The sequence below is a fragment of the Aquitalea denitrificans genome, assembly GCF_009856625.1.
In the GTDB taxonomy this organism is placed as follows: domain Bacteria; phylum Pseudomonadota; class Gammaproteobacteria; order Burkholderiales; family Chromobacteriaceae; genus Aquitalea; species Aquitalea denitrificans.
The window spans coordinates 1552616-1575645 of record NZ_CP047241.1 but is presented as its reverse complement, the minus strand read 5'-3'; the positions used below and the strand labels follow the sequence as shown (position 1 = coordinate 1575645).

Annotated in this window: 19 protein-coding genes; 12 read left to right on the top strand and 7 right to left on the bottom strand. The window is 60.6% G+C overall.

The annotated features are described in order from the left end of the window. The first annotated feature begins 136 nt into the window (after window positions 1-136). The gene (locus GSR16_RS07195; RefSeq protein WP_159875931.1) at window positions 137-847 is read left to right on the top strand and encodes a cellulose 1,4-beta-cellobiosidase; all 711 of its coding nucleotides are present in this window, start codon (window positions 137-139) and stop codon (window positions 845-847) included. Between the two features lie 10 nt (window positions 848-857). On the opposite strand, the gene GSR16_RS07190 is transcribed toward GSR16_RS07195, so the two are convergent. The 5 genes from GSR16_RS07190 to GSR16_RS07170 all read right to left on the bottom strand — a co-directional run bounded on the left by GSR16_RS07190 (window position 858) and on the right by GSR16_RS07170 (window position 8836). After that, window positions 858-1787 carry a LysR family transcriptional regulator gene (locus GSR16_RS07190; RefSeq protein WP_159875929.1) on the bottom strand — a complete coding sequence of 310 codons (930 nt, stop codon included), beginning with the start codon at window positions 1785-1787 and terminating at the stop codon, window positions 858-860. A 77-nt stretch (window positions 1788-1864) separates the two neighbouring features. Beyond that, window positions 1865-2671, bottom strand: a complete 807-nt coding sequence (locus GSR16_RS07185) for a substrate-binding periplasmic protein (protein ID WP_159875927.1) — start codon at window positions 2669-2671, stop codon at window positions 1865-1867. Window positions 2672-2688: 17 nt separating this feature from the next. Then, entirely contained in the window at window positions 2689-4068 is a 1380-nt protein-coding gene (gene tldD, locus GSR16_RS07180; RefSeq protein WP_240902658.1) for a metalloprotease TldD, read from the bottom strand. A 77-nt stretch (window positions 4069-4145) separates the two neighbouring features. Continuing rightward, entirely contained in the window at window positions 4146-4952 is an 807-nt protein-coding gene (locus GSR16_RS07175; protein WP_159875923.1) for a carbon-nitrogen hydrolase family protein, read from the bottom strand. Next, a complete protein-coding gene (locus GSR16_RS07170; protein WP_159875921.1) occupies window positions 4949-8836 on the bottom strand; it encodes a YhdP family protein in 3888 nt (1295 codons plus the stop codon). The genes GSR16_RS07175 and GSR16_RS07170 overlap by 4 nt, the downstream gene beginning before the upstream one ends. Before the next feature lie 59 nt (window positions 8837-8895). Here GSR16_RS07170 and glnE point away from each other — a divergent pair, with 59 nt between their 5' ends. The 11 genes from glnE to GSR16_RS07115 all read left to right on the top strand — a co-directional run bounded on the left by glnE (window position 8896) and on the right by GSR16_RS07115 (window position 20171). Beyond that, window positions 8896-11577: a bifunctional [glutamate--ammonia ligase]-adenylyl-L-tyrosine phosphorylase/[glutamate--ammonia-ligase] adenylyltransferase gene (gene glnE, locus GSR16_RS07165; protein ID WP_159875919.1), complete on the top strand. Its 2682-nt coding sequence runs from the start codon at window positions 8896-8898 to the stop codon at window positions 11575-11577. An 88-nt stretch (window positions 11578-11665) separates the two neighbouring features. After that, a complete protein-coding gene (locus tag GSR16_RS07160) occupies window positions 11666-12589 on the top strand; it encodes a branched-chain amino acid transaminase (RefSeq protein WP_159880760.1) in 924 nt (307 codons plus the stop codon). Window positions 12590-12639: 50 nt separating this feature from the next. Further along, window positions 12640-12840 (top strand): zinc-finger domain-containing protein, encoded by a 201-nt coding sequence (locus GSR16_RS07155; protein ID WP_159875917.1) that lies wholly within the window; start codon window positions 12640-12642, stop codon window positions 12838-12840. Window positions 12841-12972: 132 nt separating this feature from the next. Further along, the gene (gene waaF, locus GSR16_RS07150; RefSeq protein WP_159875915.1) at window positions 12973-14025 is read left to right on the top strand and encodes a lipopolysaccharide heptosyltransferase II; all 1053 of its coding nucleotides are present in this window, start codon (window positions 12973-12975) and stop codon (window positions 14023-14025) included. Between the two features lie 8 nt (window positions 14026-14033). Then, window positions 14034-14624, top strand: coding sequence for a TetR/AcrR family transcriptional regulator (locus GSR16_RS07145; RefSeq protein WP_159875913.1), 591 nt, complete (start codon window positions 14034-14036; stop codon window positions 14622-14624). A gap of 96 nt (window positions 14625-14720) precedes the next feature. Continuing rightward, window positions 14721-15302, top strand: a complete 582-nt coding sequence (locus GSR16_RS07140; RefSeq protein WP_159875911.1) for a hypothetical protein — start codon at window positions 14721-14723, stop codon at window positions 15300-15302. Window positions 15303-15747: 445 nt separating this feature from the next. Next, window positions 15748-16701 carry a thioredoxin-disulfide reductase gene (trxB, locus tag GSR16_RS07135; protein ID WP_159875909.1) on the top strand — a complete coding sequence of 318 codons (954 nt, stop codon included), beginning with the start codon at window positions 15748-15750 and terminating at the stop codon, window positions 16699-16701. 4 nt (window positions 16702-16705) lie between these two features. Then, a complete protein-coding gene (locus GSR16_RS07130) occupies window positions 16706-17344 on the top strand; it encodes a Smr/MutS family protein (protein ID WP_159875907.1) in 639 nt (212 codons plus the stop codon). Between the two features lie 82 nt (window positions 17345-17426). Beyond that, window positions 17427-17879: a peroxiredoxin gene (locus tag GSR16_RS07125; RefSeq protein ID WP_159875905.1), complete on the top strand. Its 453-nt coding sequence runs from the start codon at window positions 17427-17429 to the stop codon at window positions 17877-17879. A 50-nt stretch (window positions 17880-17929) separates the two neighbouring features. Next, a complete protein-coding gene (locus tag GSR16_RS07120) occupies window positions 17930-19333 on the top strand; it encodes a PhoH family protein (RefSeq protein ID WP_159875903.1) in 1404 nt (467 codons plus the stop codon). 4 nt (window positions 19334-19337) lie between these two features. Beyond that, on the top strand, window positions 19338-20171 hold the full coding sequence (locus tag GSR16_RS07115) for an alpha/beta hydrolase (RefSeq protein WP_159875901.1): 834 nt from the start codon (window positions 19338-19340) through the stop codon (window positions 20169-20171). A 66-nt stretch (window positions 20172-20237) separates the two neighbouring features. Here the strand turns inward: GSR16_RS07115 and GSR16_RS07110 are convergent, their stop codons facing one another. Next, on the bottom strand, window positions 20238-20789 hold the full coding sequence (locus GSR16_RS07110; RefSeq protein ID WP_159875899.1) for a cob(I)yrinic acid a,c-diamide adenosyltransferase: 552 nt from the start codon (window positions 20787-20789) through the stop codon (window positions 20238-20240). After that, entirely contained in the window at window positions 20789-23029 is a 2241-nt protein-coding gene (locus GSR16_RS07105; protein ID WP_159875897.1) for a hypothetical protein, read from the bottom strand. The genes GSR16_RS07110 and GSR16_RS07105 overlap by 1 nt, the downstream gene beginning before the upstream one ends. Window position 23030 lies beyond the last annotated feature (1 nt).

Below are 23030 nucleotides of genomic sequence, written 5' to 3'. Positions count from 1 at the left end.
TTTCTAACATGTTTTTACATTTAAGCCGTAACTTACTGGCCTGAAACTTGCCTTGCAGCAGCATCGCGCCTGTCGCCGGCCGCAGCACTCATGGCGACACCGCACCGCTCACTTGCAAGCATCAGGAGCCGTCATCATGAGCATTTCAGGCATTAGCAGCAGCACATCCATTTACGGCAGCCTGCTGGGCAGCAGCCAGACCAGTACGACATCAAGCAGCAGTGATGTCCGCCATCACGGCAAGCACCGTGGTGGCAATGATGCCTTCATGCAAAGCGTGGAACAGGCATTAAGCCAACTGGGTATTTCATTGCAACCGCCATCGTCCAGCAGTAGCAGCAACAGCACGGGCAACAGCAGTAATGGCTCGCTTGCCGGCATGCCGCCACCGCCACCAGATGGCGACGGTGACAGCGATGACAGCCTGAGCAGTACCGGCAGTACGCAAAACCCGATGCAGGCCATGCACACTTTCATGCACGACCTGTTTGCCGCGCTGAAGTCCTCCAGTACGTCTGCCAGCGCCTCAGATAGCAGCAGCGACAGCAGTACCAGCGCCTACGACAATGCCGAAAGCCAGCTGCAAAGCCTGATCCAGCAGCTGTCAAGCTCCTCTGGCAGCACCAGCAGCTCCAGTGCGCTCAGCACCCTGCAAAGCGATTTCAACAATCTGCTCAGCAGTGTCCAGCAGGCCAATGGCAGCAGCGCCAGCGACAGTGCTACGTCCGGCAGCAACACCTCGGCCAATCTGCAATCTTTCCTGAGCGCCCTGCTGCAAAACCTGCAGCACAGCCAGAGCAATAGCTACACCAGCTCGGTGGGCAGCCTGCTAAGCACGCAAGGTTGAGTTTTATGGATCAGGCCTGACCCAACGCGGACTGCAGCGGTGCCAGCACGTGCTGCTGCAGTCGCAACTGCAGGAATTCGCGCAGGCGTACAACCAGTGGCGACAGCATCATGCGATGCGGGCAGACCAGATACAGCGGTGCACGCTCGGTCTGGTAATCCGTCAGCAAGGGTAGCAAGCGGCCGGCACGCACATCGTCCAGCACATCCAGCCGGGATTTGTAGGCTATCCCCTGTCCATCTACCGCCCAGCGCCGGACGATTTCACCATCGTCGCTATTGCGGCGTCCGCTCACCATTACCGTGCTCCACTCGCCTTGCCGGACAAAACGCCAGCGTTCATGCAGCGCATCCCCCAGCACCAGCCGCAGGCAGGCATGGGCAGCAAGATCTTCCGGCTGCCCAGGCCAGCCATGCCGCGCCAGATAGGACGGGGCAGCACACAGTAGACGCCGGTTATCCGGCAACATGGGCAGGGCCACCAGGCTGGAATCCTCTGGCACACCGTAGCGCAGGGCCACATCCACCGGCATGCGGTACAAATCAGCCAAGCGGTCGCTGATATGCAGTTGCAGCCGCACACCCGGATGCTCATCCAGAAACACATCCAGCCAGGGACGCAGCAATTGCCTGCCAATATCGGAGGGCATGGACAGGCTGAGCTGCCCCTGCAGCGTCTGGCGACCGGCAGCCAGCGCCTGCGCACCGGCCTGCAAGGCATCCAGCGCAGTTCGGGCATGCTCCAGATAGCGCTCGCCATCGGCGGTCAGGCGCAAGCTGCGGGTAGAGCGAACCAGCAGATGGGTACCCAGTTCGCTTTCCAGCCGCTTCAGTGCGGCACTAGCCACCGCAGGGCTGATGTCCAGCGCGCGCGCAGCGGCTGACAGGCTGCCCAGCTGTGCGGTATGCAGCAGGATTTGTACGTCTTCCAGCCGGACCATGCTTTCTCCTGCGACAGTCGTCGTATCCGGTAAGAACAAATGTGGAAACAAAGGTACAGCCAGCCGCCACCTGCGGCTCAGGGCAGAAAGGGCTTCATATTGTACTTGCGTACCAGTTGCTGATACGCCGGGCTTTGCCGGAAGCTGCCCAAGGTGCCGACATAGGCATCAATCCGCTGCGCAGACATGGCCTTGCGCGAGAACCCAAGGTAGAAATCGCCAATCAGCCAGCGCGGCTCGCGCAGGGCAACTACCTGGGATTGCAGCTCCGGCATCTGCGCATCCAGCGACTGCAAGGAAGTACCATAGGCCACCGCGATATCGATACGCCCGGCCAGCAGCTTGGAAAACACCTCTTCCTTGGAGCTGGCCGTCATGTCGATCTGCCAGCATTCACGCATCGCCTGCTGCACGATGTCGCCGTAAAAGTAGTTACTGGCTGCCGCAATGTGATAACCCGCATAACTGCAAGGCTTGGTGGTATCGGGAAAATGCTGACGCTGGGAACGCCGCACAAACAGGCCGGCGAACTGACGATGTTGAATGGCAGCCGGCAGAAACACGGCATAGGCATCACGCTCCGGCGTACGCGCCAGATAGCTGAGCGCATCCACCCGGCCCAGTTGCAGACTGCGCAGGGCACGCTGCCAGGGCATGGGCTTGTACACTACATGCCAACCCAGCCGGGCTGCAACCTGATCAATCACTTCCAGATGAAAGCCACCGTGCGTCTTGCCATCCCCTTGCACATACTCAAAGGGATGGTTGTCGGACTCTTCCACCGCAACGGTAAAATCCTGCGCCGCCACGGATTGCCACAGGCAGAGCCCTGCCAGCAGCAACAGCCACCGGCCAGATGCCAGGCCGGTCTTTGCTTGCGTCATGAATGCCAGCTACCCTGTCAGCCGCCGGTACCGCCAACGGTCAGTCCGCCATCAATGCGCAAGGTGGGCTGGCCCACCCCCACCGGCACGCTCTGACCTTCCTTGCCGCACACGCCCACGCCCTGATCCAGCGCCATGTCATTGCCTATCATCGACACATAACCCAGCACATCCGGGCCATTACCGATCAGCGTGGCCCCCTTGATAGGATAAGTCAGCTTGCCATCTTCGATACGCCAGGCTTCCGAGGCAGAGAACACGAACTTGCCGCTGGTAATGTCCACCTGACCACCACCGAAGTTGGCGGCATACAGTCCGTCCTTTACCGAAGCGATGATTTCTTTGGGATCATGCTGGCCACCCAGCATATAGGTGTTGGTCATGCGCGGCATCGGGATGTGGGCATAGGATTCGCGCCGGCCATTGCCGGTGGGAGCCACCTGCATCAGGCGGGCGTTCATCGCATCCTGCATATAGCCCTTGAGGATGCCGTCTTCAATCAGCACGGTACGGTTGGTCTGATTGCCTTCGTCGTCGATGGCCAGCGAACCACGCCGACCATCCAGCGTGCCGTCATCCACCACGGTAACGCCGGCTGCGGCCACACGCTGGCCCAGCTTGCCGGAAAAGGCCGAAGTGCCCTTGCGGTTGAAATCGCCTTCCAGACCGTGGCCGATGGCCTCATGCAGCAGCACACCCGGCCAGCCGGAACCCAGCACCACCGTCATCTGGCCGGCTGGTGCCGGACGGGCTTCCAGATTGATCAGCGCCTGGTCCACCGCCTGACGTACATACAACTCCACCAGCGCATCGTCAAAGCGCGTCAGGTCAAAACGGCCACCACCACCACCGGAGCCCTGCTCGCGCCGGCCATTGTGCTCGGCAATCACATGCACCGACAGCCGTACCAGCGGACGCACATCGGCTGCGCGCACACCGTCATGACGTGCCACGTATACCACGTCATATTCCGAGGCCACACCAGCCATCACCTGGATCACGCGTGGATCCATGGCGCGGGCCAGTTTTTCCACCTTTTCCAGCAGCGCTACCTTGGCAGCTGCTTCCAGACTGTGGCAGGGGTCGATGGCCGGGTACAGCGCCCGCGCACGTTGCGGGGACTGGCGACCAGCACTGCCATCCCCACCCACGAGGCCGATGGCACGCACGGCATCAGCCGCGCGGTTGATGGCGTCTGCACCGATGTCGTCGGAATAGGCAAAGGCGGTCTTGTCGCCGGAAACGGCACGGACACCCACCCCCTGATCGATGCTGAAGCTACCGGACTTGACGATGCCCTCCTCCAGACTCCAGCCCTCGCTGCGGGTGTACTGGAAGTAAAGGTCGGCATAATCGATGGCATGCTGACGCATGCGGGCAAAGGTTTTCTCGATCATGGTTTCATCCACGCCATAAGGCGCGAGCAACAACTGATCGGCAATACTGAAAGCGTCTTGCATGGTGAGTCTTTCTGTCAAAGCACACGGTGAGCCAGGGCCGGCAGGCCACTGCGCACCGAATGCAGCAATTCGGGGTCAATCTCTGCCAGTACAACACCTTCACCACTAGCCTGTTGCGCCAGAATGCGCCCCCAGGGGTCGATGATCATGGACTGGCCATGGGTTTTGCGGCCGTTTTCGTGGGTACCACCTTGTCCGGAGGCAATCACGAAGCATTGGTTTTCAATGGCACGGGCGCGCATCAGCACTTCCCAGTGCGCTTCGCCGGTGGCTGCAGTAAAGGCCGCCGGCAGAATCATCACATCAAACGGTGCCAACTGGCGGAACAGCTCGGGAAAGCGCAGATCGTAGCAGATACCGCAGGCCACTTCTGCCAGACCGATATCCACCTTCACCGGCGTACTGCCAGCCAGAATACTGTCGGACTCGCAATAGCGCTCGCCATTTCCGGTATAGCCAAACAGGTGGATCTTGTCGTAGCGGGCCTGTACGACGCCATCCGGGTCGAATACCAGCGTGGTATTGAATACCTTGCCAGGCTCCGGGCTGCGCAACGGAATGGTGCCGGCGGCCAGCCAGATCTTGTTGTCACGCGCAATGGCCGCCAGTGCCGTCTGCAGCGGGCCACTGCCTGCAGCTTCGCAAATGGCCACCTTGTCGCCATCCTTCCTGCCCATCAGGCAGAAGTATTCGGGCAACACCACAAAGGCGGCACCGGCAGCCGCCGCCTGTGCCACCAGCGCCGCGGCACGGGCCAGGTTGGCAGCGACATCGGTACCGGACACCATCTGCACGGCGGCAGCGATAAATTTCTGTTTCATGGCGTGATGATCCGCTTGCTGTTTTTCAAAGGTTCCGCTGCCTGCTTGTCCACCTTGGGATTGGCAAACGAGCCGGTCAACACATATTCGACCGACAGAATCTTGCCGACCGGGTCCTGCAATACTTTCTGCGCCGCCAGTGCGGCAACGCCCACCACTGGATTGAGTAGCGCCGCCCCGGCAGCCAGGGCCACGCTCTCGGCCAGATGAGGCTGTACCTTGATGTGCACATCCTGGGTTTCATTGGCCAGATTCACCTGGCCACGCAGATAGACATCTGCCGCCGGGCCCTTCATGTGCACATTATCAGAAACAAACACGCCCTTGCTGATACGGGCATCGCCGGTGATGGAGTCAAAAGCGAAACCGTCGCTGAACACATCGGTGAAATCCAGCTTTACCCGGCGTGTCAGCGACTGCAGGCTCAACACGCCAAGCAGGCGTGCCACCCCCGGGTCCACCTTGGCAAAGCGACCATTCTTCAGGGCCAGCGTCATTTCGCCGGAAAGCTGGCTGGCGCTGACATCAAACAGACCTCCCGGCCAGCTCATATTACCGGTGAGGGTGCCTTCACCCTTGCGGAAGGTATCCTGCAGGCCGACGCGTGCCAGCAGCTTGCCCACATCGCTGCTGTCCAGCTGATAGCGGGTCTGCACTTCCTTGCCACTATCACTGCGACGCACGCGGGCACTGCCCTGCAGGCTGCCTTCCGCTGCCACCAACCGCAGCGGATTGAGCACCCAGTCACGCCCTTCGCGGCGGGCACGCATTTCCAGCCTGCCAACCGATCTGTTCTGATAAACCAGGTCACCCACGCGAATATCCAGTGCCGGCCAGTCGCCTTTGTCGGCCATGGCGGTGTCGCCATCAGCTGAGCTGCCCTTTTCCGGCGGATTGAGCAAGGCATAGGCCAGATTGGCACGCACCAGCCCATTGCTCTCGGGCAGGTAATCGATGCTGCCGCTCAGTTCATGCGCCCGTACATCCAGCGACCAGCCATTGTGGATACGCCGATTACCCAGCGTGGCCGTCACCTTGTGCAGGCTGCCACCCCAGCTGTCCAGCTGCGGGGTTTCCAGCTCTATCTGCAAAGGCAGGTCGAACTGCAGCGATTTGCCGGCGGAGGCCGTATTGCCATGCAGTCCGGAAGGCCCGGCAATGGTATCCACCCAGCGTGGCAAATCCACCTTGGGCGCGGCCAGGCGCAGTACCAGGCCCTCGTCCGGCTGCTTGCCCTGCGGACGGCCGGAGGCAATCACCCCGCTTTTGAGATTGCCATGCTCATCCAACAGTAGGCTGCCACTGGCCACCGTGCCCACGTCCAGATCCAGCCTGAGCGGCTGCTGGGCAGTTTTGCCGGGCGTTAGCCGTAATGACAGCGGCAGCACATCAGCCGCCTGCTTGCCGGCCGGGGCCGGTGCCAAAATGCTGCTACCCTGCAGGCTGGAGCTGACCACCAGGTTTTCCAGCCCCTTCTGCACCACAAACTGCACCGCAAACGGCGAGTGGCCGCTGACATAAGGCGACAAGATGGGCAGATAGTGGTCCAGCGCCTGCTTGCTGTCGGCTTCACCACGGATATCAAAGCTCATGCGCCCGGCCTGGGTGCTGGCTGCCTTCAACAGGAAAGGCCCGCCCAGGGCATTAAAGCTGACGCCATTGCTTTCAACGCCATGCTCGGTAAAAGTCAGCGTACCGCGCGCATCATGCAAGGTGGGAATAGGCAGGGTGCGAAAGCCCAGCTGATTACCCGCCAGCAGGATGTCGCCCCTTACCCTGACCGGCTCCTTGCCTGACAGGGGAATGCCCAGCTTCAGGTTCAGCTCAGCATTACCCGACCCTTGCAGATTGCCGGTAAAACCATCCAGCCAGCCATCTACCGGACTGCTGGTGGTGAATTTCAACATACTGGCCAGCGGGCCCCGGGCACGCCCCAGCACAGTCAGAACCGGCTGAGCAGCACCCAGATTGTCTATGCCCACCTGTACGGCAGACAGCGGCACACCCAAGGTACTGCCTGAACGTGCGGCAATCAGCATCTTTTCATTATGAAAACCCAAATCAGCCTGAATATTGTCTATGGTTGGCCAGCCTTTTTCGTACAGCAACTTGCCCTGCTCAACCTTGGCATCCACGCTGAACTGCCCTCCCTTGCCACCGGCAAAGGGGAAGTCGGCCAGATCGCCTTTCAGGATCATGCGCACATCACGCGCGGTACCGCCCAGCAAAGCCTGCTTCAGCCAGCGCAAGGTATCTTCACCCACCGCATGCGGCAGATATGCAGGCACCCGGATGGCAGACACCTTGTCTACGCTGGCGGTGAAATCCACCACGCCTGGGCCCTTGTCGCCATGATGGTAATGCCCGCCAAAGCGGCCATTCAGATCGGCATTGGCAAAGCTGACCTCATGAAACTCCACATCAGTCTGATTGCCCTGGTTTTTCCAGTCCACGCGGGCATTGAGCTGATCGAAGTTCAGCAACTGGGGGAAAACTGCCGGGTAGTTTAGTGTTGCATGGTGACTGTCCAGTTGCAGGCTGCCACCCTGCTCGCCAAATCGTAGCGAGCCGCTGACCCCGCTGATACCCGGCACCGATGAAAATGCCTGCCAGGCAAGTTGATCAAACCGGGTCGCCACTGCGTACTGGCGTGGAGACTGCAACGGCCCCTTCCAACTGAGTGACAGGTTTTTCAACTGACCGCTGGGGGCAAAGCGCGAAAATAGCGAGTTACCATCTCCCCCCAGCGCCCGGATGAAGGGCGTCAGATGCGCCACATTGACATTATCCAGCGTCAGTTGGCCATGGCCCTGCTCGCCCGGCAGCCAGTCACCACGGATGCTGGAATTGTCGAACGCCAGGCCGCTGGCACTGGCCAGCGTCAGCTTGGAAGCATTAATGACATAAGCACCTCCGCCAGAGCGCTCCAGTTGCAGCTTGCCACTGATGACCGGCAAAACCAGGGTGCGGGCATCCCGCGGGGTGTAGGCTGCATTGCGGATGCTGACATCGGCATCCAGGCTGTTGATATGGCCATCGGAAAAATCCGCCTCCAGCGTGCCACTGCCTTCACCGCTACTTACCAGACCTATTTTCTCCATGTAGCGCGACAGCATGCCTGCCTGCGCGCCATTGAGCCGCACACGTGCATTGCCAGCCCAGTCACGCCACTGACGGAAATCATTACCACGCCACGACAACTCCATGTCAAAACCCTTACCCAGGGTGGCAACCGGCCTGCCCGACAAGGTCAGGCGATGGCCAAGCAGCGTCTTGCCCAGAATCAACTGGCCTTGCTGCAGATCCAGCCTGGGCAGCCCCAGCAGCTTGTCTTCCCAGCTGATATGCGCCTGGCTGATTTCAATGTGCTTCTGCCGCAGCAGCCAGTTGGCGGCAGGTTCGCTATCCGCGGCCTGTGGCTGGTCCGGGCTGGCTGTCAGGTCGAAACCATTAAGCAGGATATGTCCATCGGCATTGCGCATCAGCGCCACGCTCGGCCCCTGGATCACGATGCTGGAAAACAGCGGCTGCCAAGTCAGCAACGACCACCATGAGGGCAGCACCGTCACCTGCTGCAGCGTCAGCGCTTCTCCTGTAACCGGGTTGGCAATGCGCAGACCGCCCAGCCGCAACCTCGGAGCCACGCCCTGCCACTGACCGGACAAGGTGGCCACGCTCACCTGTCGGCCCGAGGCCTGGGACAGGCTTGCTTCCAGCTCGGGACGAAATTGCTCCAGCCGTGGCAGGAACCACCAGTTGAATACCGAAAAAGCGCTGCCCACCACAATGCCTGCCAGCAACAGCAACAGGCCGCCGACTCGCAGCATTTTGCGCAGCAGGCGAATGACGTGGATTCTGGCAAGCAGGTGCAGGGGCTTTTCCAAATGAGCTAAACCGATACAATGAGGTGTTATCAGGACCAACCAGCGAGTGCAGCGCCATTATGCCAGCAAACCCGGAGCATGCCATTGCCCACAGTCGTGCCTTTTCACTTTATCTGGACCGGCTGCTGACTGCCCGGCCCGAACAGCATGCCTTGCTGCTCAGCCGTCTGCACCAGCCACTGGATGCAGCAGAAATGGCCGGCTTCGCCGACTGGGACCTGCTGAACGAACCGGACAGCATGGCCTCAGCCCTGCGCCGGCTGCGTCAGGCGGTAATGGCACGGCTGATTACTCGCGATCACAACGGCCTGGCCAATCTCGATGAGGTCGTCAGCACCATCAGCCTGCTGGCCGAATTTGCCGTGCAGCAATCACTGGCCTGCGCCTGCCGCTCGCTGCCGCAATATGGCCAGCCCATCGGCGAGGACAGCGGCGAAGTGCAACAGCTCATCGTCATCGGCATGGGCAAGCTGGGCGGTGGCGAGCTGAATGTCTCCTCCGACATCGACCTGATCTTCATCTATCCCGAAGGCGGCGAAACCAGCGGCCCGCGCAAGATCAGCAATCACGAATACTTCAGCCAGGTGGGCAAACGCATCATCAGCCTGATCAATGACGTCACGCTGGATGGCCAGGTATTCCGTGTCGACATGCGCCTGCGCCCGTATGGCGACTCCGGCCCGCTGGTGATGAGCTTTTCCGCCCTGGAAAACTACCTGCTCACCCAGGGCCGCGAATGGGAACGCTACGCCTGGATCAAGGCCAAGGCGCTGACCGGCGATATCGCAGGCCTTTCCGACATGGTGCGCCCCTTCGTCTACCGCAAGTATCTGGATTACAACGCCTACGGTGCCATGCGCGAGCTGCATGCACAGATTCGCCGCGAAGTAGCACGGCGCGATATGGTCGACAATATCAAGCTGGGGCCAGGCGGCATTCGCGAAGTGGAATTCATCGCCCAGGTGTTCCAGCTGATTCGCGGTGGCCGCGACAAGAGCCTGCAACTGCGCAGTACGCGCGCCACGCTGGAGCGGCTGGCCGAACTGCGCCTGCTGGAACCCGCCGCCGTGGCCGAATTGCAGGAAGCCTATGCCTTCCTGCGCAATCTGGAACACCGCCTGCAATACCTGGACGATCAGCAAACCCAGACCCTGCCCTCCAGCGAAGAAAACCAGACACGCATCGCCGCCAGCATGGGCTTTGCCGGCTGGCAGGATTTTCTCGATGCACTGAATGCCGAACGGCGCAAGGTAACACGCCACTTCGAGCAGGTGTTCATCCTGCCCACCGAAACTGCGCCTGACCACCCACTATCCTGCCTGTGGCGTGACATTTGCGAACAAGACCCGACCGAACAACTGGCCACCCTGGGCTTTGATGATGTGCCGGGCGTGGCCGGACAGCTGCGCGCACTGGCCCAGAGCCAGCGCTATCAGCAGATTCCGCTGACAGGCCGCAAGAAATTCGATGCACTGATTCCGCCGCTGATCGAGGTATCCACCCACTTCCCCAATCCGGCCGCCACCCTGTCGCGCATCATCGGCCTGATGGAAGCCATCAGCCGTCGCGCGTCCTACCTGGCGCTGCTGACCGAATACCCGCAAACCCTGCAACGCCTGGCTACCTTGTGCTCGGCCAGCGCCTGGGTATCCACCTACCTGACCCGCCACCCCATCCTGCTGGATGAACTATTGGATGCCCGCGTGCTGTACGCCACCCCGGACTGGCCAGCCCTTACCGCCCAGCTGGAAGAACAGATGGCGCAGTGCGATGGCGACATCGAGGCCAAAATGGATACGCTGCGCCACTTCCAGCACGCCCAGGCCTTCCGCCTGGTGGCACAGGACATTGCCGGCATGTGGACGGTGGAGGCACTGTCCGACCAGCTTTCACTGCTGGCCGATACCGTGCTGGACGCCACGCTACGCCATGCCTGGCGTGACATTCCCAGCCGCCACACCGATACCCCGCGCTTTGCCATCATTGGCTACGGCAAACTGGGGGGCAAAGAGCTGGGCTACGCCTCGGATCTGGACATCATCTTTCTGTACGACGACGAGCACCCTGACGCCACCGAGCTGTACTCGCGGCTGGCACGCAAAATGTCCACCTGGCTGACCAGCGCCACCAGTGCCGGCGTGCTCTACGACATCGACTTGCGCCTGCGCCCCAATGGCGCCAGCGGCCTGCTAGTCAGCTCGCTAGCAGCCTTTCGCAACTACCAGGAAAAACAAGCCTGGGTGTGGGAACATCAAGCCCTTACCCGAGCGCGCTACGTGGCAGGCGATGCCACCATCGGTGAAGGCTTCGAAGCCATCCGCCATGACGTGCTAACCCAGCCGCGCGAGCTGGCCAAGCTGCGCAGCGAGGTTCTGGCCATGCGCCAGCGCATGCTGGAAAGCCATCCGTCGCACGAGCACGACGTCAAGAATGCGCGCGGTGGCATCATCGACATCGAATTCATCGTGCAGTACCTGATCCTGGCCCACGCCGGCCAGCTCCCCGCCTTCACCCGCAACACCGGCAATATCGCCCTGCTGGCTGTCGCGGCAGAAGCCGGACTGATCAGCCCGGAACTGGCCGAACAGGGACGCGCCGCCTACCGCTACTACCGCAAGCTGCAACATGCAGCCAGACTGAACGAAAGCAGCAAGGTCGAAGTCAATGAAACGCTGCGCCAGCACTACCGGCAGGCACAGGCACTGTGGCAGCAGGTTTTCAGTACCGACAACCCGGCTTGAAACGGTTTTTCACTGACGACGGTTCACAAGACCACGGCTGACGGTATAATCGCCAGCTACGCAAAACACAATGACGGAGAGCTCCAAGATGTCGATGGCAGATCGTGACGGATTCATCTGGTATGACGGCAAACTGGTTGACTGGCGCGATGCCACCACCCACGTGCTGACCCACACCCTGCATTACGGCATGGGCGTGTTCGAAGGCGTGCGCGCCTACGAAACCCCCAAGGGCCCGGCCATTTTCCGCCTGCAGGACCACACCGACCGTCTGTTCCGCTCTGCCAAGATCCTGGGCATGGACCTGCCGTTCAGCAAGGATGACATCAACCAGGCCCACCTGGACGTGGTGAAGGCCAACAAGCTGTCTTCCTGCTACTTCCGTCCGATGGCTTTCTACGGCTCCGGCAAGCTGGGCGTGGCACCGAAAAAGGACGACGTGCGCATCATCGTGGCAGCCTGGCCCTGGGGTGCCTACCTGGGTGAAGAAGGCCTGGAAAAGGGTATCCGCGTGAAGACTTCGTCCTTCACCCGCCACCACGTCAACATCACCATGTGCAAGGCCAAGGCCAACGGCAACTACATGAACTCCATCCTGGCCAACAACGAAGCCACGGCAGACGGCTACGACGAAGCCCTGCTGCTGGACGTGGACGGTTTCGTTGCCGAAGGCTCGGGTGAAAACATCTTCATCGTGCGCAAGGGCAAGCTGTATACCCCGGACCTGACCTCCGCGCTGGAAGGCATCACCCGCGACACCGTGGTGCAGATCGCCCAGGAGCAAGGCTTGGAGATCATCGAAAAACGTATCACCCGCGACGAAGTCTACAGCGCGGATGAGGCCTTCTTCACCGGCACCGCCGCCGAAGTCACCCCGATTCGCGAGCTGGACCGCCGCGCCATCGGTGAAGGCAGTCGCGGCCCGATTACTGCCGCCATCCAGCAGAAGTACTTCAATATCGTGAAGGGCCTGGATGCCGAACACGAACACTGGCTGACCTACGTCAAGTAAACACACCCCTGCAGCAAGGGCCGGCGCCGCCGGCCTGACAAGGAAAGACAATGGCTGAACTGAAAGAAAACACCCGCCGCATCATCGAAGTCACCGCCAAGGACCTGCCCCTGCACTGCCCGATGCCGGACATGGTGGCCTGGAACTCGCACCCGCGTGTATTCCTGCCCGTGCACAAGACCGGCGAAGCACTGTGCCCCTACTGTGGCACCCAGTACAAGCTGATCGGCCCGGCCGGACATCATCACTGAGCCCTGCGCTGACAGACGGCATGTGAAAGGTGCGGGCTTCCGCACCTTTTTCGCTTGCCCGCCCACCAAATCAACGCCAGCTTGCTGCCACCTGGCCCCCAGGCTGGCGCTGATTTGGAAGCGGAACCCTTCATGAAGAAAAAAATACTGGTCATCGGCCCCTCCTGGGTTGGCGACAGCGTCATGGCCCAGCCGCTATACCAGCGGCTGCACCAGCGCCACCCGGGCCTGGAACTGCATGTATTTGCCCCGGCCTGGACCCTGCCCCTGCTCGAACGCATGCCGGAAGTGGCCAAGGCGCATCTCAACCCCTTCGGCCACGGTGCACTGCGCCTGCGCGAACGCTGGGAAACCGCTCGCAAGCTCAAGGCCGAAGGCTTCGATCAGGCCATCGTACTGCCCAACTCCATTAAATCGGCCCTGATCCCGCTGTTTGCCGGCATTCCGCTACGCACCGGCTTCATCGGTGAATCGCGCTACTGGATTCTCAACGACCCGCGCGAGCTGGACGAGCAGGAACTGCCGATGATGGTGGAGCGCTTCTGCGCCCTGGCGGAAACGCGCAATACGCCGCTGCCGCGCCCCATCGCCCATCCGGCACTGGTGACCAACCCGCAAAGCCAGCAGGAAACCGCCCGCCGCCTGCAACTGGACACCAGCCGCCCGATCGTCGCCTTCTGTCCGGGTGCCGAATACGGCCCGGCCAAGCGCTGGCCGGCGCGCCACTTTGCCGAACTGGCCAAGCGCTTTGCCGCTGCCGGCTTTGCCGTCTGGCTGTTCGGCTCGAGCAAGGACCAGGAAATCGGCGCGGACATCGCCCGCCTGGCCGATGGCGCGGCCATCAATCTGTGTGGCAATACCGGACTGGAGGAAGCCATCGACCTGATGGGTCTGACCCGCCTGGCCGTGTGCAACGACTCCGGCCTGATGCATGTTGCCGCCGCGCTGGGCAAGCCGCTGGTGGCGCTGTATGGTTCATCCAGCCCGGACTTCACCCCGCCGCTGTCCGATCAGGCCGCCGTGGTCAGCCTCAATCTGGATTGCAGCCCCTGTTTCGAACGTAAATGCCCTTACCAGCACACCAACTGTCTGGAACAACTGGGCCCGGACATGGCCTGGCAGGCTGCACAGCGCTTTCTGCCCGAACTGGGCAACACCACCATTCAATTTACCCGCAGTACATAGGCTGAATCATGAGCGTACAAGACAAGAACAATCAGCCGGAAGAAAACAGCCGCCGCATGGAGCTGGTGCGCGCCGCCGCCAAGCTGTTCCGCGACCAGGGCTATGAACGCACCACGGTACGAGACCTTGGCAATGCGGTCGGCCTGCAGTCCGGCAGCCTGTTCTACCATTTCCGTACCAAGGAAGAAATCCTGGTGGCCGTGATGGCGCTGGGCATTAGCGCCACCACCGAACAGCTGGGCGAAGCCATTGCCCGCGCACGTCACCCGCGCGACAAGCTGTCAGCGCTATTCCATGTGCACCTGAGCTCGCTGCTGGGCGACAACCAGGCGGCACTGGAAGTGATGCTGTACGAATGGCGCAGCGTATCCGCCGCCGCCAAGCCCGGCCTGATCGTGCTGCGCGACCGCTACGAGGCACTGTGGCAGGAAGTACTGGACGAAGCCGCAGCCGCCGGGCTGGTCAAACAGGATACCCGCCTGCTGCGCCGCACCTTGCTGGGCAGCCTGCACTGGTCGGTGCAGTGGTATAAATCCGACGGAGAACTGAGCGTGGACAAACTGGCAGAACGCATGCTGGCCCTGGTACTGTTGACGTAAATCCACACCATGGCGCAAGACTGACTGATTTATCAGCAAACCTGGTGCAAAATGTTCTAAAATCACAGGGTTAGCCTATTGATCAGGAGTTGCGCCATGGACAGCATCTCTCGCCTGCAAAGCAGCAGTGCCAACACCACGGCCAGCCTGTTGCAGCAGAGCCGCAACAGCCGCGCAGCCAGCAGCAGCCAGACGACGAGCGAAACCAGCACGCCGTCCACCCGCAGCCAGAGCACAACCGAACAACTGCAAGCCAGCGGCAGCAGCCAGCAAGCTGCTGTTAGCAGCACACCATCACGGCAAAGCCAGAACCGCCAGCAGGTGGAACAGCAACTGGCCAGCCAGCTTTCCTCCAGCCAGGCAGTCAATATCAGCACCGAAAGCACTCGGACCGTCAATGCCAGCCGGGCAAGCAACGAAACCGACTCCACCAGTAACAGCACCACAGCAGCCATCAGCAATCGCAACCGCGACAACCGCAGCAATGCACGCGCCAGCGCAGACAGCAATGAAACCACGGCCAGCAGCCAGTCAGCCCCGGTTCGCAATCAGGCCCAAGTCACACTGGAAAGCCAAAAGAGCAGTGGCCAGATAGCTGTTGCACAGTACCAGAACAACCAGTCGCTATTGGAAAGCTCCACTCAAGCAAGCAGTCGCCGGGTTAGCGAACAGGCTTGACCCCCTGCTTGCCAAGAAAAAACCGGGCATCCCCGGTTTTTTCATTTCCCGGCATCCACCACTACACACAGCCCAGAAACTGACAGCCGCAAAAAAAGCGGCTGTCGCCGCTTTGGAATCCGTCCAGCTCAATCAGGCCCTAACATCAACGCTCTGACCAAGATGAGCCGGATTCGATGCCGCCTGGCTGATTTGCGTACCGGCATCACTGGCACCTTGCACCAGAGACAAAACCGACTGGCCTTCTGCCTGCAGCGACTTTTTCAGGGCGAACACCTGAGTGGCCGATGAAACATTCTGTCCGCTTACTTGACTTATTCCGTCCATGCCCCCACCTCCCGACTCATTACATATCTTAACCAGTCCAGTTTAGACCGCATGCGCCATTCTGTCATGGCAAAGCTGCTAAAATGACTGTCCAACGACCTAAAACAGGAACAACACGATGAGCAACACCCGTCACAGCCCCCTCCTGATCCTTGGTTCCGGTCCTGCTGGCTACACCGCCGCCGTTTACGCAGCACGTGCCAACCTCAAACCGGTCCTGATTACCGGCCTGGCACAAGGTGGCCAACTGATGACCACCACCGAGGTAGACAACTGGCCTGCTGATGCCAGCGGCGTGATGGGCCCCGAGCTGATGCAGCGCTTCCAGCAGCATGCCGAGCGCTTCGGTACGGAAATGATCTTCGATCACATCCACACCACCCACATGAATGAAAAGCCGATCCGTCTGGTAGGTGACGCCGGCGAATACACCTGCGATGCGCTCATCATCGCCACCGGTGCATCCGCCAAATACCTGGGTCTGCCGTCTGAACAAAGTTTTGCCGGCAAGGGTGTGTCTGCCTGCGCCACTTGCGATGGTTTCTTCTACCGCAACCAGGATGTCGCCGTGGTTGGTGGTGGCAATACCGCCGTGGAAGAAGCGCTGTACCTGGCCAATATCGCCAGGCACGTTACCCTGATCCACCGTCGCGACAGCTTCCGTGCCGAAAAAATCATGATCGACAAGCTGATGTCGCGCGTGGCCGAAGGCAAGATCACCCTCAAGCTGAATGCCAAGCTGGATGAAGTGCTGGGCGATGACAGCGGCGTAACCGGTGCCCGTTTGAAATTCAACGATGGCAGCAGCGAAGACATCAAGCTGATGGGCGTGTTCATCGCCATCGGCCACCAGCCGAATACCGACATCTTCAAGGGCCAACTGGAAATGGATGCCACCGGCTACCTGATCACCCGTGGCGGCCGCGAAGGCAATGCCACCCTGACCAGTGTGGATGGCGTGTTTGCCGCCGGTGACGTGCAGGACCATATCTACCGCCAGGCCGTCACCAGTGCCGCCTCTGGCTGCCAGGCAGCCCTGGACGCCGAACGTTATCTGGACAGCCTGAAGTAATACCTTGAAGGCCTTCAAGGATACATTGAAGGAAATCCGCCGGCAGGGGCGTCTGCGTGACACCCCTGCCGTGCGTCCGACTGTCCCCGTTCCGGCACCGCCACCCGAACCGGACTTCAAGCAGCTGTTCAGCGATGTCATCCCGCTGAAAAGCCCGCCGCGCCATATTCCCCAACACAAGAAACCCAGTCCCCATCCACGTCGTCGCCATGGCCAGCATGGCCTATCAGCACAAACCGAAATGGAAGTACTGCGGCACATGACCGGTCTGTTCGAACCCCAGGACAGCCAGAACCAGTACGCCCGTCCCGGAATGCCCGGCCAGACGCTAAAACGTTTGCGTAGTGGCCACTGGCCAGTTGCCTGTCAGCTGGACTTACACGGCATGGACCGTTATCAGGCCCAGGATGCACTGGCACTGTTCCTGCACCGTGCCCGGCAGCGCGGTCCCTGCCTGCGCATCATCCACGGCAAAGGGTTTGGCTCCAATGGCCAGCCGGTGCTGAAAAAGCTGGTACGTACCTGGTTGAGCCATCACCCGGAAGTACTGGCTTTCTGTCAGGCCAGCGAGGCGATGGGTGGTGAAGGCGCGCTGCTGGTGCTGATACGACGTGGTCATCATGAAGAATGTGGCTCAGAATAAGGATGACAATAGTAAGAAATTTCCGCTAAGCTCAAAGCAAGGCGGTTGCATTCCCACCAACCTCCACCGTCAGGAGTCTTGCATGTCAGGCACACCCTGCCCCGACTTCACCCTGCCCGGCACGACCGGCACCACCTTCTCTCTTTCTGCTGCGTCCAAGCCGCTGGTGATCTACTTCTACCCCAAGGACAACACCCCGGGCTGCACCAACGAAACCATGGATTTCCGCGACCTCCATGCCCAGTTTGCCGCAGCAGGCATCAGCATTGTCGGTATCTCGCGTGACAGCATCAAATCGCATGAAAACTTCAAGGCCAAGCTGGAATTGCCGTTTGAATTGCTATCCGATGCGGAGGAAACTGTTTGTACCCTGTTTGACGTCATCAAAATGAAAAACATGTACGGCAAACAGGTAAGAGGCATCGAGCGCAGCACCTTCGTGATCGATGCCAGCGGTGTGATCGTGCGCGAGTGGCGCAAAGTAAAAGTGCCCGGCCATGCCGCAGAAGTTCTTGCCTTTGTAAACACTCTCTAACGCAGCGCCCCGGTCTGTCGACCGGGCACTGCATCGCCAAGGGGTCCATCATGGTAAGCCGTAAAAAAAGCAAAACCACCAAGCTGTTCGTTCTGGACACCAATGTATTGCTGCACGACCCTACCAGTTTGTACCGCTTTGAAGAGCACGATGTTTTCATCCCCATCATCACCCTGGAAGAGCTGGACGCCCACAAGAGCGGCATGTCGGAAGTGGCGCGCAATGCCCGCCAGACCAGTCGCTTCCTGGACGACATTGTCAGCGGCTGTGAAAACAAAATCGAAGCCGGCATTACGCTGAAGAATGCCAGCCGCGAGGCTGCCACCGGCAAGCTCATCCTGCAGACCCAGGCCATTCACAGCGTACTGCCCCCTTCTTTGCCAGTGGGCAAGGCTGATAACCAGATCCTGGGTATCGTGATGGCACTAAAGGAGCTGCACCCAGAGCGCTCCGTCATCCTGGTGTCCAAAGACATCAATATGCGCATCAAGGCCCGCGCACTGGGCCTGGACGCAGAAGATTATTTCAACGACAAGGTACTGCAGGATTCCGACCTGCTGTACACCGGCACCCGCGAGATCGACGAAACCTTCTGGGAACGCAATGGCAAGGACATGAAGTCGTGGCAGGAACAAGGCCGCAGCTTCTATCAGGTAAAGGGACAGGACGTCCCCAATCTGCTGATCAACCAGATGCTGTGGCAGGAAGGGCCGCAGCCCCTGCAAGCACGGGTGATCAATGTTGAGGGCAAGAATGCCGTCATCCAGACCCTGAAGGACTACAGCCATCACAAGAATAATGTGTGGGGCATTACCGCCCGCAACCGGGAACAGAACTTCGCACTAAACCTGCTGATGGACCCTGAGGTGGACTTCATCACCTTGCTGGGTCAGGCCGGCACCGGCAAAACCCTGCTCACCCTGGCCGCAGGTCTGGCCATGACGCTGGAACAAAAACTGTACTCGGAAATCATCATGACCCGCGTCACCGTACCGGTGGGTGAAGACATCGGCTTTTTGCCGGGGACGGAAGAGGAAAAGATGGCCCCCTGGATGGGCGCGCTGGAAGATAACCTGGATGTACTGAACAAGAGCGACGACGATGGCGGCGACTGGGGCCGTGCCGCTACTCGCGATCTGGTGCGCTCGCGCATCAAGGTGAAGTCACTCAACTTCATGCGTGGCCGCACCTTCCTCAACAAGTATCTGATCATCGACGAGGCGCAAAACCTGACACCCAAGCAGATGAAGACACTGATCACTCGTGCAGGTCCGGGAACCAAGGTAGTCTGTCTGGGCAATATTTCGCAAATCGACACGCCCTACCTGACTGAAGGCAGTTCCGGCCTCACCTATGTGGTCGACCGCTTCAAGGGTTGGGAACATTCCGGCCATATCACCCTGCAACGCGGGGAACGCTCACGACTGGCAGACCATGCCGGAGAGGTACTCTGATTCAATGCAACCACGCCTCGAACTGATTCATGAGGCAGCAACAGGGACGGCGCGCAACGCGCCGCCCCTTTTGTTTGTCCACGGCGCATTCTGTGCCGCATGGTGCTGGCAGGAAACCTTCCTGCCATGGTTTGCCCGCCAGGGCTATGACTGCTGGGCGCTCAGCCTGGAAGGACATGGCGACAGCGACGGGCGGCAATATCTGGCAGCCATCAGCATCGACGACTATGTACGTAATCTGAGTGCAGCCGTAAAGCGCATCAAGCACACCCCCATCATGATTGGTCATTCGATGGGTGGCTTTGTGCTGCAGCAATACCTGATCCGTCATCGCCTGCCGGCAGCCGCCTTCCTGGCATCTGTCCCGCCAACCGGGCTGGCCTCCTCCAGCCTGCGCCTGCTGACCCAGGCACCGGGCCTGCTGCTTAATCTGAATCTGTATCAGCAGGGCAGCTACAACCCGGCCCAGGAAGAGCTGCGCGATCTGCTGCTCTCTGCCGATGCCCCGGACAGCACCACCGACTTGCTAGTGCGGCGTTGCCAGCTGGAAAGCCAACGTGCGGTCATGGACATGACCCTGGTCAACCCCTTGGGGATAGCGGCCATCCCGCCTTTGCCGGCCCTGGTGCTGGGAGCGGCCGAGGATATGCTGATCTCGCCGCAGGACGTAGTGGTTACTGCCGAGCGGCTGGATGTCAACGCGGAAATCCTACCCCACATGGGCCATATGATGATGCTGGACACGCACTGGGAACGCACGGCAGAGCGTTTGCTACAGTGGCTGGAGCATTTGCCGCCAGACGTGCTGGTGCCTGCCGCCAGCCACGCTAAAGCCTGAATGCAGCCAAGGCGATAAGAAAAGCCGCTCCTCGGAGCGGCTTTGTTGATTCCAGCCAGGCTGGCATCATTCCCTGCGATGCGGCTGCCACAACACATCGGGCTGCCCCAGCGCCTTGTTCAGATGCCGTGCCAGAATGAACAGGGCGTCCGACAAGCGATTCAGATACTGCCGGGCGGCTTGGGAAACCTCCCCCTCATGCGCAGCCGCTACCAGCGCCCGCTCCGCCCGGCGACATACAGATCGGGCCTGATGCGCCAGCCCGGCCGGCCGAGAACCGCCCGGCAGAATAAACTCCTTGAGCATGGGCAAACCGGCATTCATCTGGCTTACCCACTGCTCTAGCGTCACCACGTGCTCTGGCTTAATCGCCGCATAACCAGGCACCGCCAACTCCGAACCCAGATCAAACAGGTCGTGCTGCACCGCCAGCAAGTGCCGGGAGACGTCCTCAGGCAAATCCTCAGCCAGCAGCACGCCAAGTACCGAGTTGAGTTCGTCCACCTCGCCCAGCGCGTGTACCCGCGTGCAATCCTTGGCCACCCGGCTGCCATCACCCAGGCCGGTCGTACCATCATCCCCGGTACGGGTGACGATGCGGGATAGACGGTGTCCCATCAGTCTTCTCCTCCGGAAGGACCATGCTGGCCCTGCTGCTCGCGCCCGAGGGCCAGAATGGCCTGCCGCAGGCTTTCCTTGAGGGTTTCGCCAAACAGCATGTCGTAGTCTTCCTTCAGCTGCTGCATCACCCCGGACAGCATGTTCTTGGCCTGCAGTTCCAGAGCATCCTGCAACCACAGCGACAGTTCCACCTTCATGCGTGGCAGCAGCTTTTCATACATGGCTTCCACCAGCGCACGCTCGTCCACCACCGCCACGGTTTCGTCCTTGTGACTGGCCGGATTCATCAGCGCTGCTGCTGCCGACGCCGTGGTAACCGCAGCAACGCTAAGCACCTCCACTGCCTTGCCGCTATCGGGCAGTGCAGGTTGCGAACCTGTCTGCGGCATGGCGGCAGCAAAGCTGGCACCGGTCAGTGTCTTCAGTGCGGCAGGGTGGACTGCCTGCGGATTGTCGACAGCCGGTGGCTCCGCCGTGGTGACAGCTGACTCCGGCTCGATATCGGTCAGTACCGGCAGGTCTGGCACAGCGGCGGGCGCACCATCTGGCACTGCAGGCGACGGTGACGGCAAGGCATGCTCGGCGACAAGCGGCGTGATCTCTGGCTCACGCTCACTGGCAAACGGCGACTCTGCAAACAATGCCGCTACCGGCGTTGTCACCGGCAGGGGAGCAAACGGTGCCGCTTCGCTGGCGCTGGCAATCATCTCTTCTGCATCATCTGCAGGAATGAAGTGTGCTTCCTCATCCAGCACTGGCAAATCCTGCGGCAGCGCATGTGGATGGCTCGCCACAGGCGGGGTGATTTCCGTTTCCTCCGGCAGGCTTAGCTCGGTTTCATTGGCACGATCAACATCGCCCAGGCCCGGCCAGCTCTCTTCCATTTCAACCGACAGTGTGTCATCCGTCGTCTGCACTGGCAGCTCTGCTGCCGGCAGCGTCGCCACCTTGTCGTATTCACCCGCCCATTCATCCTGCAGCAAGGGTGAGGCAGCCAGAACGTCCGCCTCATCCTGCTCTGCCGATACCGCAGCCTCAGGCAGCATGGCTTCGCCCAGCCCCGGCCAGTCCTGCTCCATCAGTCCAGCGGGCTGCATGCTGGGCAAGGTCGCCATGGCTTCCAGCAACTCGGCTTCGCTCAGGGAGGTGAATGACTTTGCCTCCGGTGCCACAGGGGCAACCAGGGGTGGCAGCAATGCATCCTGCTCAGCAACAGTCTGCTCTGCCAGTGTCTGTTCGGCTGCGCGCAAGACTTCATCAAGCGAGCCCGGCGTGGCTGCAACCAGCGCCTGTGCCCGTGCCAGCAACTCGCTGGCCGAAGGCGTTTCCTCCTCCAGCCGTCCGATACCGCCTCCCAGCACTCCGGCCGGCAGGCTATCCAGGGAAATGGACAGGCCGCCAGGCAAGGCCGGCGGAATATCCGCCGGTAAAGACGGCTGCGCTTCGTCAGAACCCGCAGCAGCAGCTTCCTTGATTTCTTCACCCAGGATGGGTTGATGATGCACGCCGTCGGCCTGCGGTACAGATTCCGCGACAACCGCTGGTTCGGCCATGCTGTCCCAGTCAATGTCCAGTTCATCGGACAGATCAGGAATCTGCAGCTCTTCCACAACCGGAACTGCCGCAGACGCTGCCACTGGCTCCGCTACCGCGACAGCCGGCATGGCAAGTGTTTCTGCAGCCGGCAGCGGGAGGGGCTGCAACTCCGGCTCAATGGCTGGTGCTGGTGCTGGTGCTGGTGCTGGTGCTGGTGCTGGTGCTGGTGCTGGTGCTGGTGCTGGTGCTGGTGCTGGTGCTGGTTCATCCAGCATGAATTCAAAGCCATCCACTGCCAACAAGGGCGCTTCCGGTCTTGCCATTGCTTGCGACTCCGGCGTAGCGGCTACTGCACGCCCCTGATCACCATGCAGTACCTGTGCAAGATCAAGCTCACCTGCGGGCTCGGTCAGATCCAGCGAAGGCAGGCTGGCCAGATCCAGTGCCGCAGCCCCTGCCGTCGACGGAGCAACATCCAGATCTTCCAGTGTCAGTTCCGGTATTTCCAGTTCCGCCACTCCCTCTGCCGGCATGGGCAAACCGCCCTTTACGGCCTCCATCTCACTGGAAAAATCAAAATCCGGGACGTCCAGCACTTCCTCTGCCAATACAGGAATGGCGGATTCATCCACCACTTCGTCCAGCACTGGCAGGTCCAGCTCGTCCCAAGAGGGCAGATCAGGCGTTGGCGACTGGTTCATG